Here is a 13,768-nt window from a genome sequence, read left to right on the forward strand (position 1 = left end):
TCCCTTCTAAAAGCAGATGGGTTCCTATATGGTAATCACAATACTGATTAGCGATTCTTTCAGAAAAAACTGTTAAAGAGTTCTTTTCCATCCAGCATTTTAGTTCATCCCAGTGCGACTGAATCTTTTCTGCATAGTCAGGTTTGTACTGTCTGTCAATCAGCTCTGCACTACATAGTTTAATTAATTCACTGATATCTGTTACCATAGACAACGTTCTCCTTTCATAAATGTCTTTAGTAACAGTATCGGCATTATTATGTAAAGAAATCTACAAATAATTGCTTATACTACATGGGTTGTTATTATTTCTTTACATAAAAAATAACTTGTCATAACCCTTGGATTCCGGATCGTATCCACGACATAAACGGACTTCAAAGTTTACTTCTGAAAGGTAGCTCTGGAAGCCATCTGTATATATGATGTCTCCATGATTCTCGCTTACCGCCAGGATTTTATCCTGATCGTAGACAATCTCTTTGGGACGCCCTCCCAGAAAAGTAAATGCTTTTACATGTGCTATTACAAACGTTTCCGTTGTAAATGGGTGTTCCTGCCATAGTACGAACTTGTACCTTGAATGCGCGAGAACCATTGCAAAGCAGTATATCTTTTTGTTCCTTCCGGTTGTGGTCGCAACATAAATCTCGCCCATATCCACCTGAGCCTGCTGTCCGGGTGGTAGCTCCTCCACAGCTTCATACTGTCTGCTATGTACAGGCTTCTTTATGTCATACTCTTCACGGATACGTTTGACATAATCCCTGAATGCACGCTTTTGGAAATCAAGTGTTTCCAGTCCATTACGCTCCTTGATCCAGTCATAGATCTGAGCTGCGGACATGTCAGGGTAATCGGTAAGGCAGGAGACTATAAAGTCCTTATATTTATCAACCTTACTTTCCCTGTGCTGGGATGCCTCAAGCCTTTGGGCGAACTTATCCGGTGGCATATCCCAGTATGTCCGTACTGTTTCTCTGTTGAGATTCAGCCATCTGGCTGTCTGGGTCTTGTTCAGACCCTTTCTTTTGGCTTCTTGAATCTTGGTGTAAATCATCCAGTCAATCATCCTTTCTTCACCTCCCAAATGCCATTATAAAATGACATCTGAGATGTTGATGACTGCTGGTTTCTGACTGCCAAAAACTGCTGGATCTTAACTGCCTAAATTTGATGGTTTTAGATTACCACTTACAAAGGGATTATCAAAACGGGTATTTTCCTGTGTTTGGTATCCTTTTTGGTGGTTTTTTTAAGGGCTTTCTCTGGAAAATGGAAATTATTCGATGAAAATAGTAATTTGGTATCCCTAAATCTTAGATATAGGGGTACCAAATTGAAGAAAATGTAGTTGTGTTACCAACAGAACAAAATATATCTGGAAAAAAGCGTAAAAAAGGATACCAAATGGGAAAAAAGAGAAAATATTTCCAAATTGAATGAATTTCTATGAGCAAGCTTCTCACTAGCACGCGCGGAGGGAGCCATGCCCGACAGACTCGGAACCGCAAGGGGAGGGATATACCCCGCACGCAAGATTCGGAATCGTGAAACGATTCCTCATTTACGCGGCATTCGCCGCATAAATTAAAAAGAAAGAGGACAACGCCTTAGGTGAGCAAGCTCCTTTCGTACGCGCGGAGTGAGCCATGCCCGACAGACTCGGAACCGCTTCGCTTGTTCCTCGTTGTCGCGGCGTTCGCCGTATAAAAAAGAAGATATATAGAATTCTTAGTGAGCAAGCTCCCACGAATTCTACATATCTTCTTTTTGCATGGCTCTCTTTAACGCGCAAAAAAAGTACCGCCCCATGGGATATACCCACAAAACAGTACTCGGCGTGCGCCTCCAGGGGCTCGAACCCTGGACACCCTGATTAAGAGTCAGGTGCTCTACCAACTGAGCTAGAAGCGCTTGTTTGGTGTTGCTTTCGTGTCGCTGTCTTAGCGACAAGTGATATATTACTACGGTTTTTTTAGGAATGCAAGCACTTTTTTAAATTTTTTTCAAAATTTAAATTTTTTTTACAATAAGTACCGCGGAAAGCGCATAAATACGTGATTCTTTGATTTTAAAAAATCAAAAAGTTTCCACAAATAAATTATATACTAATGTTATCGGGAAGTGAATCGGGAAAGGGCAAAGAATGGGGCAAACCCTTGACAAATCTGGCTTTGACGCATTAACATGAAACAAACTATGCGAATTAGATAGAAAAATAAAATAAAAAAATTTTTTTAGGAGATTTTATTCATGGCACAGGATGGAAAGAAACTTGTATCAGAGATAACCTCAATGGATGAGGATTTTACACAATGGTACACCGACGTAGTTACTAAGGCAGGACTTATAAGCTATTCAAATATTAAGGGCTTTATGGTAATTAAGCCTGCAGGATATGCAATATGGGAGCTTATTCAGAAGCACCTGGATGAGAGATTCAAGAAGACCGGGGTTACAAACGCATATCTGCCAATGCTGATTCCGGAGTCTCTTCTTCAGAAGGAGAAGGATCACGTCGAAGGTTTCGCACCTGAAGTGGCATGGGTTACACATGGTGGTACAGAGCCTCTTACAGAGAGATATTGTGTACGTCCTACATCAGAAACTCTTTTCTGCGATTATTATAAGGGAGAGATTCATTCCTATAAGGATCTTCCCCAGGTTCTTAATCAGTGGTGCAGCGTTGTTCGTTGGGAGAAGGAGACACGTCCCTTCCTTCGTTCAAGAGAATTCCTCTGGCAGGAGGGTCATACTGCTCACGCTACCTTTGAGGAGGCTGAGGAGAGAACACAGCAGATGCTGAATGTATACGCTGATTTCCTTGCTGAGGATATGGCTATCCCGGTAATTAAGGGGCAGAAGACTGAGAAGGAGAAGTTTGCAGGTGCTGAGGCTACTTATACTGTAGAGGCACTTATGCACGACGGAAGAGCTCTTCAGTCAGCTACAAGCCACAACTTCGGTGATGGCTTTGCCAAGGCATTCGAGATTCAGTATGCAGGAAAAGATAATAAGCTTCATCATGTATTCCAGACATCATGGGGCGCTACAACAAGACTTATCGGAGCTATGATCATGGTTCACGGCGATAACTCAGGTCTTGTGCTTCCTCCGAGAATCGCTCCTGTACAGGTTATGATCGTTCCTATCCAGCAGAAGAAGGAAGGCGTTCTTGAGACAGCAGGTAAGATGCTTGAGGCACTTAAGGACTTCAGAGCTAAGCTTGATGATTCAGACAGAAGCCCCGGATACAAGTTCGCAGATCAGGAGATGCGCGGTATACCGCTTCGTATTGAGATCGGCCCTAAGGATATTGAGGCCGGCAAGTGCGTTATCGTAAGAAGAGATACCAGAGAAAAGATCGAGTGCGCTATTGATGAAGTAGCTGCCAAGGTTGGCGAGCTCCTTCCCAAGATCCAGCATGATATGTACGACAGAGCCAAGAACCACCTTGATACTCACACTTTTGCTGCTACAACCAAGGAAGAGTTCGAGGAAGCCTTCAAGGAGACCAAGGGCTTTGTAAAGGCTATGTGGTGTGGCGACAGAGCTTGTGAAGATAAGATTAAGGAAGATTATTCTGTAACAAGCAGATGTATTCCTTTTGAGCAGGAGAATCTGTCAGGAACCTGCGTATGCTGCGGTAAACCTGCAACCAAGATGGTTTACTGGGGCAGAGCATATTAATGCAATACCAAGACGAAAGATAGAAGAAAGATTTGAATAGACAAACAATCAAAATTGATATACCTGCGCCTGCAGCCGAGATTCTGGACAAGCTCCATGATGCCGGATACGAGGCCTATGTGGTTGGCGGATGTGTCCGCGACAGTATTCTGGGCAGGGAGCCCGGAGACTGGGACATCACCACAAGTGCAAGGCCTGAGCAGGTTAAGGAAATATTTGGAAGAACCATAGATACCGGAATACAGCACGGTACAGTTACAGTAATGATGGGCAAAGAGGGCTTTGAAGTCACCACCTACCGCATAGACGGTGAGTATGAGGATGGAAGGCATCCCAAGGACGTGACCTTCACAGCCAGTCTCGTTGAGGATTTAAAGAGAAGAGACTTCACCATCAACGCCATGGCTTACAGCTATGAGGATGGCCTGATCGATGAATTTGATGGCCTTGCTGATATCGATAAAAAGATAATCAGATGCGTAGGAGAGCCCAGGGAGCGTTTTACCGAGGATGCCCTTAGAATGATGAGGGCGGTCAGGTTTGCAGCTCAGCTCGGCTATTCTATAGAAGAGGATACAAGGAAAGCCATAACGGAGCTTGCGCCCACGCTGGACAGAATAAGTGCTGAGAGAGTACAGGTTGAGCTTGTTAAGCTCATCACTTCCGATAATCCGGGAAAAGTTAAAGAGTTATACGAAACAGGCTTATCCGCAGTTTTTATGCCTGAATTCGACAGGTGCTTCGATACACCTCAGAACAATCCTCACCATGCCTATGATGTGGGAGATCACATCGTCAAGTCTGTTGAGAGTATTGAAGGTGACAAGGTTTTAAGGCTTACAATGCTTCTTCATGATATTGAGAAGCCTTCCTGCAGGACTACGGATGAAAAGGGCATAGACCATTTTTATCACCATGCTGAAAAGGGCGCCAAGACAGCAGCTGCTATATTGAGACGCCTTAAGTTTGACAGGGATACCATGGATAAGGTTGAAAAGCTCATTTGGTGCCATGACTGGCGCTTCCCTGCTGAGAAGAAAAATGTCAGAAGGGCCATGAACAAGATAGGGGATGAGCTGTTTCCCTGCTTTATCAAGGTGAAGATGGCTGATACTGCTGCTAAGAGCAGCTATCACCAGGATGAGAAATATGAATGGATCGGGAAATTGAACGATCTGTATGAGGAGGTAAAGCGCGATGGTGAGTGCTTTTCTCTTAAGGATCTTGCCGTAAACGGTAAGGATCTTATCGGAAAGGGTATTACTCCCGGGAAGGAGCTGGGAGATATTCTGGCAGCAATGCTTTCGGATGTTATAGATGATCCGTCTCATAACACCAAGGAGTATCTGCTGGATGAAACTAATTTCGCAAGATTTTCTATGAAAGGGAATGAATAGAGCTTGGGGTTATTTCCAAAAGTATTTTTGGAAAAGGGGGAAGACTTATGAAAAATAAATTTCAGAGATTCTTCATACTGCTGCTGGCGGTGGCATTTACAATGCAGCAGCCGCTAAGTGTGTGCGCTACGGAATCGGTTATAACAGAGGATGCCAAGGTCAGGGTTTCCCTGCTTGGTAAGTACGATTCTGCAGACACGGCATCTGTAAAGCAGGTCAATACATATTCCAAGACTATACAGTTCAGAAATCACGACATTGGTAAAAACTATACCTTAAGCTACGACAACACTTCCATGATATATGACATTCATGGAAGACCGATGTCGGCATCAAGGCTTGAGGTTGGACAGGTGGTTGATATCACCTTCTTAAAGGGTGTGAAGCACCTTAATTCACTGATAATTTCAGACGATGCCTGGGTGGAGGAAGAGGTCAATAATTTTGACCTTGTAAGTGACGATGAGACAGCAAAGGTAAACAGCACAGTTTTTCATATAACACCCAAGACACTGATAATATCAGACGGACAGTCGGTTAACCCGGAAGATATCCTTATGACTGATACGATTCGTGTCAGCGGAATAGATAAAGAAATCTACAGCATAGTGGTCACAAGGGGACACGGCTATGTGAGCCTGTCTTCTGACAGAGTTAATGACAGGAGCCTTGTGGGTGCCTGGATTGAGCTGGACAAGGAGGTAATTCGTAAGATTACCCCCAATATGCTGATTAGCGCTCCTGAGGGTAATTACAATGTCAGCATTCTTGGAAATGGTGCGAAGTTTTCATCTGAGATAGTTGTAAACCGAAATGAAGAGACTGTAATAGATACCAGCGTAGCTGAGGTAGAGCCGATAAAGGAAGGAAATGTCACCTTTGTGGTTACACCTTCTACCGCAAGAATATTTGTGGATGGAGATGAGATTCTGTCAGAGGTGCCTTATACCTTTACCTATGGAAAGCATAAGCTTCACGTTATGGCAGAAGGGTATGAGCCTCAGGACCATACGCTTAAGGTGGCTGAACCCAATGCGACACTTTTCATAGATCTTGAACCAAAGGATGGCACAGGTGATTCATCGGATGAGGCTTCAAGCGATGAAGTGACATCTGGCGATGCGGCAGGCGACTATTCAAGTGAGCCCTATGATTACAGCAGATACAATGTGAGTGATGGAAATGCGTCCGATACCGCTTCCACAAAGAAGAAAAACTCATCAAAGTCTTCTTCAAGTGCTTCAAGCGGAACAACGGCAGGAGTTGACTCTGAGGCGGCAACAACAGTGGCGGCTTCGGATGATGATGACGAAGATGATGATTCCGACAGCTCTGATGGAAATAAGGGTTCAGGTGCTGCTACAACAGGTGATGGATCAAGTTCATCAAGCTCCGGATCAAGTGAAGAGGATGTGCTTATCGGCTACAAGGTGACCTTCGATGCACCTATAGGCGCAGAGGCATATTTTGATGGCAATTACGTGGGAATCATGCCTGTAAGCTTTGCCAAGACACCCGGAAAGCATATGGTCACACTTCAGAAGGATGGCTATGAGACCAAGAGCTATACCATCCAGATTGATAAGGAAAAGAGCAATGTTACTTACTCATTCCCAGCACTTGTGCCTGTAAAGAAGGATGAGGGCAGTGATGACAGCGGAAATGCAGACACAGGAAGTGATTCTGCAGATGAAGATAAAACCTCAGAGCCCGGAGGAACAGATGAAGATCCGGCAGAGGTAAGTGGAGGAGAACCGTGAGACTGGATAAATATTTAAAGGTTACAAGACTTATTAAGAGAAGAACAGTAGCAAATGACGCCTGCGATGCAGGAAGAGTCATGATAAATGACAGAGTGGCCAAGGCAGGCACTGAAGTTAAGGCCGGAGACATCATATCAATAAGCTTTGGTAACAAGGATGTTAAGGTCGAAGTACTGGACGTAAAGGAGACAATCCATAAAGAGGATGTGTCATCGCTTTATCGTTACATTTAATCCTTGCGATTTGACAGTACATTTAGTGCGTACTAAAATAGAATTGAAGGATTTTATCTCCGAAATAACGTTTGTATGTAAAATTTCGGATGGGGAGCAAAAATGGCAACAAGAGCAAAGTACAAAAGAGGTAGTATTCAAAGTACATACGGTATGATTATGGCTACTGTTGCTGTGGCACTTCTTCTTGTGGTGGTATTAGTCAGGAGCTTTGGACTGGTGCAGAAGAGAGACCAGTATCAGAGCAAGATCGAGGCACTGCAGGCGCAGATAGATGAAGAGCAGCAGCGCAGTGAAGAAATTGCAGAATTTGAGACATATACAACAACCAGAAAGTATATTGAACAGATTGCAAAAGAAAAACTGGGTCTTGTATATCCCGGAGAAATAATTTTCAAGGATAAAAGCTCAGCAAACTAAAAGGTGATAAGAGCTCCGGAAATAAAACTTCCGGAGCTTTTTAGATTAAAGATGAATAGTCTGACAGAAGAATTAAAAAAATTTATAAAAGGCGAGAAGCTAATTACGGGTGGAGAGATAATACTTGCCGGCGTGTCCGGTGGAGCTGATTCTGTCTGCCTTTTTCATACTCTGTGCGAGCTTAGGGAGGAACTGGGCTTTGGCCTGTATGTGGTACATATTAACCACATGATACGTGATGTGGCAGAGGACGAAGCGGTTTTTGTGGAAGAGCTGTGTAAAAAATGGGATGTTCCGTTTTACAGAAGAGATATAAACATTCCGGAAATTACTAAGGAGGCGGCGTATTCCGAGGAAGAAGCCGGTAGAAACGAAAGATACAGGGCTTTTTGTGATATAGCAGGAGAGATATCAAGAAAGACAGGAAAGCCTGTGAAAATCGCAACGGCACACAACAGAAATGATCAGGCTGAAACTGTACTCCACAACCTTTTCAGAGGAAGCAGGATAAAGGGGCTCTCCGGAATAAGAGCCAGGGGAACAAGGGAAGGCTTTGAGCTCATAAGGCCGCTTATCATGACGGGAAGGGATGAGATTGAGAAGTACCTGTCTGAAAAGGGGTATGAGCACTGTACTGACAACAGTAATTTTACGGATGAATACACCAGAAACAGGATTAGGCACAATATCATTCCCGTGGCAAGGGAGCAGATAAATCCCAGGGCAGACATACATGTGGCTGAAACGGCGGAGTATCTTGCAAAGATTGATGATTTCCTTGAGGAGCAGGCTCTGGCCGTTAAAAACTGGCTGATAGAGAGTTCTAAGGAGGAAGTGGTTCTTGACTGCATTGTACTTGCAACGGTACCTGAGATAATCAGGGAGAGGCTGATAATAAAGGGAATACATCTGCTGTATCCCCATGTGAAGGATATTCAGTCCGTACACATACAGGAACTGTCCGGAATGGTGCTTAGCACGGACGGTTCAGCAATGTTAAGCCTCCCATATGGGATAAAAGCAGTAAGAAACTATGGGAAACTTTATTTTTACTTTGAATCAGATGAGAAATTATCTCATAATGAGAGTATAGAGCTTGACCTTAGTAAAATGGAGAGCGGGGATATTCTTGAGAAGGAAATTCCAAATCTGGGGTTGGTAAACTTAAGGGTTTTTCCCTATAAAAGCTCATTCAAAATACCGACAACTGAATATACTAAATGGTTTAATTATGATAAAATAAATAATAGTTTGCAATTCCGAACACGAAGGACTGGAGACATCATTTCGGTCGGAAATGGAAATAAAAAACTGAAGAAATTCATGATAGACGAAAAGATCCCAATTAACAAAAGAGATGAGCTCTATATACTGGCTGACGGGGGTAATGTTCTCTGGATTCCCGGATACCGTATAGGCGATTTCTACAAGCTTGGTGATGATTCAGACAGAGTTTTGGAAGTAACAGTAATAAAATGATTAAGAAAGACGGAGTGTATGACATTTCCGGAAGAGAGGTAATTATGGCAGAATCAGTTAGAGTATTACTTTCTGAGGAAGAAGTAGACAAGAGAATACAGGAGATAGGAGAGCAGATCAGCAAGGATTACGCAGGTAAGACAGTACACCTTGTATGTGTTCTTAAGGGCGGCACATTCTTCATGTGTGAGCTTGCCAAGAGAATCACTGTTCCTGTAACTATGGACTTTATGTCAGCTTCAAGCTATGGATCTTCAACAAAATCCAGTGGCGTGGTTAAAATCGTTAAGGATCTCGATGAACCCCTTACAGGTAAGGACGTTCTTGTAGTTGAGGATATCGTGGATTCCGGAAGGACTCTCAGCTATCTTCTTAAGATGCTTGGTGACAGAGGCCCTGCAAGCATTAAGCTTTGCACACTTCTTGACAAGCCTGAGAGAAGAGTTATGGATGTTAAGGTTGATTACACAGGCTTCAACATTCCTGATGAGTTCGTAGTTGGTTATGGTCTTGACTACGATCAGAGATATAGAAACCTTCCTTTCATTGGGGTTGTAGAATTCGATTAAAGGGGATAAACAGTGAATAAAAGCAGGGGATTTAGTTTCTACTTTGGGCTTATTATCGTTCTCCTTCTGGCCTTGGCCTTCCTTGAGTACGGGAAAGGAAGAATCCAGTCTTCGGACACGGCCTATACGAGAGGACAATTGGAACAGGATGTTGAAAGCGGGAAGCTGTTATCTGCGGTTATTATACCTAACCGTGAGACACCTACAGGTGTGGTTCAGATTACACTTGCCGACGGACAGGACAAGGTTCTGTACGCAACTGATGTTTCAGTAATTGAGGAGATTCTTGTCAGCAATGGTATAGATCCTGTAGTGAGGGATGTACCAAGCGAGAATCTGCTGATCAGCAGTATCATTCCGATACTGGTCGGATTATTTGTTATTACCTTCCTGTTCGTGATGATGAACAATGCTCAGGGGCAGTCATCCGGTAACAGCCGTATGATGAACTTCGGTAAGAGCAGAGCTCGTCTTTCAACAGGAGATGACAACAAGATCAAGCTTTCAGACGTAGCAGGTCTTGTTGAGGAAAAAGAGCAGCTTACAGAGATCATCGAATTTCTGAAGGATGCAGGAAAGTTTACCAGGGTCGGTGCGAGGATTCCTAAGGGTGTTCTCTTAGAGGGTGCTCCCGGAACAGGTAAGACTCTTCTTGCAAGAGCTGTCGCAGGAGAAGCAGGTGTTCCCTTCTTTAGCATTTCCGGTTCTGACTTCGTTGAGATGTTCGTCGGTGTTGGTGCTTCCAGAGTAAGAGACCTGTTCTCAGATGCTAAGAAAAATTCACCCTGTATCATCTTCATTGATGAGATAGATGCAGTTGCAAGACGCCGTGGTACAGGTATGGGCGGTGGCCACGATGAGCGTGAGCAGACTCTGAACCAGCTCCTTGTTGAGATGGACGGTTTTGGAGTTAATGAGGGAATCATAGTAATGGCGGCTACAAACCGCGTAGATATTCTTGATCCCGCTATCCTTCGCCCCGGACGTTTCGACAGAAAGATTACTGTTGCCCGTCCTGATGTAAGGGGAAGAGAGGAGATCCTCAAGGTACATGCAAGAAACAAGCCGCTTGGCGAGGATGTAGTACTTAAGGATATCGCTCAGACAACAGCCGGCTTTACAGGTGCTGATCTTGAGAACCTGCTTAATGAAGCAGCTATCAATGCAGCTATGGATGACCGCACCTATATCAAACAGAATGATATTCAGAAGGCATTTGTTCAGGTTGGAATAGGAACCGAGAAGCACAGCCACATCATTTCCGACAAGGAAAAGAAGATCACTGCATATCATGAGTCAGGTCATGCGATACTTTATCATGTACTTCCTGATGTAGGACCTGTCTACACCGTATCAGTTATTCCTACAGGTATGGGAGCAGCAGGCTACACAATGCCTCTCCCTGAGAAGGACGAGATGTTCCTTACAAAGGGCAAGATGCTTCAGGAGATTATGGTTGTTCTTGGTGGAAGAATTGCCGAGGAGATTATCTTTGGTGATATTACCACAGGAGCTTCAAGTGATATTCAGAAGGCAACAAGTGAAGCGAGAAAGATGGTTACCGTATACGGCATGTCAAAGAAGATCGGTATCATCAATTACAACGAGCAGGAAGAGGACGTTTTCATCGGCTACGATATTCAGCATAACAAGAGAAATTCTGAGCTGATGGCAGGTGAAATTGATAAGCAGGTCAAGGATATTATTGATCTTTGCTATGCAAAGGCTAAGGAGATCATAAGATCCTATGAGGATATTCTTCATTCCAGTTCTGCACTTTTGATTGAAAAAGAAAAAATAGGTCGCGAGGAGTTTGAAGAACTTTTCGCTTCTCACCCTGCTGTTTCACTAAGGGAAGACATAGCAGCACTGGCTGAAAAAATCTAAGCTTGTGCAAAATATACAAAAATGGGCAAGGGGTTTTAGTTATTTTGTGAAACGTGAGTATTTACCGGAAAAGAGAGCGGTGCTAATATAATCACGTAACCCCCAATACATTAAAGTTTTTTGCTATACCCATAAGAAAGAAATACCTTCTCTAAAAAAGACAGCAACCCTAAGCTGTCTTTTTTTCATTTCAAGGAGAATTTTTTATGATTAGAAGGGACAGACTGTTCCATGATATGACACTGGACTTTCTTCAGCCGCCGCATCCCAAGCCCGGCAATACAGTGTTTTTGCATTTCCGATGCGGACAGGATGATGCAAAAAAGGTAATACTTGTTTACAGGAATGGTGTTCAGCTTGTAGAAGAAGAGATGAAGAAGCACCACTCCGAGGATGGTTACGACTACTACTTATTCAAGGAAAAGATTCCAGAGAACAGCGATACAATATATTACTATTTCAGAATTGAAGGGGATGGAGAGACACTCTACTATGACAGAAGGGGAGTGAGCTTCTCCGTTCCGGATTACTATAAATTCAGAATGATACTTGGGTATGAGACACCGGACTGGGCCAAGGGCGCAGTAATGTACCAGATTTTCGTGGACAGATTCAGAAACGGTGATCCATCCAATGATGTTTTAACAGACGAATACAAATATGTTGGCGGCCGAAGCATTCAGGTTACCAACTGGAAAAAATACCCGGATCCTGACGGGGATATAAGAGAGTTTTACGGTGGAGACCTTCAGGGCGTTCTTGATAAGCTTGATTATCTTAAGGATCTTGGAATAGAGGTTATATATTTCAATCCTCTGTTTGTGTCGCCATCATGTCATAAGTACGATACGCAGGACTATGATCATATCGATCCTCATTTCGGAGTTATCATCACGGATAACGGCGATCTGCTGGAAGAGAATGATGAAAACAGAAATGCCACCTGTTATATAGACAGGGTTACAAATAAAGAGAATTTAGAGGCGTCTGATGCACTTTTTGCAAAGGTGGTATCGGAGGCCCATAAGCGCGGAATAAGGGTTATTCTTGACGGCGTATTCAATCACTGCGGTTCATTCAACAAGTGGATGGATAAGGAGCGCATATATGAGAATGCCCGTGGGTATGAGCCCGGCGCTTATATAGCCAAGAACAGCCCCTATCACGATTATTTCAGCTTCTACGGAGGAGAGTGGCCCTACAACAATAACTATGAGGGCTGGTGGGGCTATGATACTCTTCCCAAGCTTAATTACGAAGGCTCCAAAAAGCTGGAGAATTATATCTTAGACATCGGAAGGAAGTGGGTTTCTGCTCCTTACTATGCAGACGGATGGCGTCTTGACGTGGCTGCGGACCTTGGTCATTCCTCCGAGTACAATCACAGCTTCTGGAAGAAGTTCAGAGAGGCTGTAAAGGAGGCCAATCCTGATGCGCTTATTCTCGCTGAGCATTATGGAAGTGCCCATGAATGGTTAAAGGGCGGCGAATGGGACAGCGTAATGAACTATGACGCCTTCATGGAGCCCCTGACCTATTTCCTCACAGGAATGGAGAAGCACAGCGATGAGTTCCATGGTGAGCTGATGGGAGATGTAAACAGATTCTGGGATACGATGATTACAGCAGGAGCGGATAACTTCGTTCAGGAATCTGCTCTGGTAGCCATGAACGAGCTCTCTAACCACGATCACTCCAGATTCCTGACTAGGACAAACCATGTGGTTGGAAGATGTGGAACTAAGGGCTTTATAGCTGCTGAAGAGGGCGTGAGAAAGGCCGTGATGAGGCAGGCTGTCACAGTTCAGATGACCTGGCCCGGAGCACCGACTATATACTATGGCGATGAAGCGGGAATGTGCGGCTTTACAGACCCTGATAACAGAAGAACATATCCCTGGGGAACAGAGGATCAGGAAATGATCCGCTTCCACAAGGAGATGATCCATATCCACAAGACAAGTGTGGAGCTGAAAACCGGTTCAATCGTGCGACTTGATGCCGGAGACGGAGTTCTCGCTTTTGGGCGCTTTAACAGAATCAGCGCTACGGTTGTGGTCATAAACACAAATGAGTACCTCACTGTCAACGAGATAAGTCTCGCACCCCTTGGTATTCCTGATGAGGCCAGACTTATAAGAGTCATGGAAAGCAATAATAAAGGCTTTACAACAGACCCCTTAAGCTATACTGTTAAAAACGGTAAGCTTGTAAGGGCTTATGGCAGTGATTCTGCAGTTGTACTACAGTACAACAGAATAACAGCGGTGAACGAGGAAGCATTCTGGTCTACCAACTTCTTCCGTATGTAAAAATAAAACTAAAAA

Annotated in this window: 11 protein-coding genes and 1 tRNA gene; 9 read left to right on the forward strand and 3 right to left on the reverse strand. The window is 43.9% G+C overall.

The features are described from left to right. From G601_RS21295 to G601_RS0100015, 3 genes are all read right to left on the reverse strand, one after another. A partial coding sequence (locus G601_RS21295) for a hypothetical protein (RefSeq protein WP_035790125.1) occupies nt 1–208 on the reverse strand: 208 nt, incomplete at its 3' end. Nucleotides 209–313: 105 nt separating this feature from the next. Beyond that, nucleotides 314–1,072: a DDE-type integrase/transposase/recombinase gene (locus G601_RS21300; protein ID WP_035790126.1), complete on the reverse strand. Its 759-nt coding sequence runs from the start codon at nt 1,070–1,072 to the stop codon at nt 314–316. Between the two features lie 772 nt (nt 1,073–1,844). Then, a tRNA-Lys gene (locus tag G601_RS0100015) sits at nt 1,845–1,917 on the reverse strand. A 339-nt stretch (nt 1,918–2,256) separates the two neighbouring features. Here G601_RS0100015 and proS point away from each other — a divergent pair. From proS to G601_RS21305, 9 genes are all read left to right on the forward strand, one after another. Beyond that, the gene (proS, locus tag G601_RS0100020; protein WP_026664074.1) at nt 2,257–3,693 is read left to right on the forward strand and encodes a proline--tRNA ligase; all 1,437 of its coding nucleotides are present in this window, start codon (nt 2,257–2,259) and stop codon (nt 3,691–3,693) included. Nucleotides 3,694–3,740: 47 nt separating this feature from the next. Then, entirely contained in the window at nt 3,741–5,090 is a 1,350-nt protein-coding gene (locus G601_RS0100025) for a CCA tRNA nucleotidyltransferase (protein WP_026664075.1), read from the forward strand. 47 nt (nt 5,091–5,137) lie between these two features. After that, nucleotides 5,138–6,850 (forward strand): PEGA domain-containing protein, encoded by a 1,713-nt coding sequence (locus G601_RS0100030; RefSeq protein WP_026664076.1) that lies wholly within the window; start codon nt 5,138–5,140, stop codon nt 6,848–6,850. Beyond that, nucleotides 6,847–7,086 carry an RNA-binding S4 domain-containing protein gene (locus G601_RS0100035; protein WP_026664077.1) on the forward strand — a complete coding sequence of 80 codons (240 nt, stop codon included), beginning with the start codon at nt 6,847–6,849 and terminating at the stop codon, nt 7,084–7,086. Before G601_RS0100030 ends, G601_RS0100035 begins: the two co-directional genes overlap by 4 nt. A gap of 102 nt (nt 7,087–7,188) precedes the next feature. After that, complete coding sequence (locus G601_RS0100040) at nt 7,189–7,506, forward strand: FtsB family cell division protein (RefSeq protein ID WP_026492302.1); 318 nt, start codon at nt 7,189–7,191, stop codon at nt 7,504–7,506. 51 nt (nt 7,507–7,557) lie between these two features. Continuing rightward, on the forward strand, nt 7,558–8,985 hold the full coding sequence (gene tilS, locus G601_RS0100045) for a tRNA lysidine(34) synthetase TilS (RefSeq protein ID WP_155834427.1): 1,428 nt from the start codon (nt 7,558–7,560) through the stop codon (nt 8,983–8,985). Between the two features lie 44 nt (nt 8,986–9,029). After that, nucleotides 9,030–9,554 (forward strand): hypoxanthine phosphoribosyltransferase, encoded by a 525-nt coding sequence (gene hpt, locus G601_RS0100050; RefSeq protein ID WP_026492300.1) that lies wholly within the window; start codon nt 9,030–9,032, stop codon nt 9,552–9,554. Nucleotides 9,555–9,566: 12 nt separating this feature from the next. Next, nucleotides 9,567–11,441, forward strand: a complete 1,875-nt coding sequence (ftsH, locus tag G601_RS0100055) for an ATP-dependent zinc metalloprotease FtsH (protein WP_026492299.1) — start codon at nt 9,567–9,569, stop codon at nt 11,439–11,441. A gap of 209 nt (nt 11,442–11,650) precedes the next feature. Further along, nucleotides 11,651–13,753, forward strand: coding sequence for a glycoside hydrolase family 13 protein (locus tag G601_RS21305; RefSeq protein ID WP_081673339.1), 2,103 nt, complete (start codon nt 11,651–11,653; stop codon nt 13,751–13,753). Nucleotides 13,754–13,768: the final 15 nt, after the last annotated feature.

Source organism: Butyrivibrio sp. FC2001, from assembly GCF_000424125.1.
Classification (GTDB): domain Bacteria; phylum Bacillota; class Clostridia; order Lachnospirales; family Lachnospiraceae; genus Butyrivibrio.

Bases quoted from the DNA above. Each gene is read 5' to 3' on its own strand.
- G601_RS21300 (WP_035790126.1), bottom strand. From the start codon at position 1,072: ATGATTGACTGGATGATTTACACCAAGATTCAAGAAGCCAAAAGAAAG.
- proS (WP_026664074.1), top strand. From the start codon at position 2,257: ATGGCACAGGATGGAAAGAAACTTGTATCAGAGATAACCTCAATGGAT.
- G601_RS0100030 (WP_026664076.1), top strand. From the start codon at position 5,138: ATGAAAAATAAATTTCAGAGATTCTTCATACTGCTGCTGGCGGTGGCA.
- G601_RS0100040 (WP_026492302.1), top strand. From the start codon at position 7,189: ATGGCAACAAGAGCAAAGTACAAAAGAGGTAGTATTCAAAGTACATAC.
- tilS (WP_155834427.1), top strand. From the start codon at position 7,558: ATGAATAGTCTGACAGAAGAATTAAAAAAATTTATAAAAGGCGAGAAG.
- hpt (WP_026492300.1), top strand. From the start codon at position 9,030: ATGGCAGAATCAGTTAGAGTATTACTTTCTGAGGAAGAAGTAGACAAG.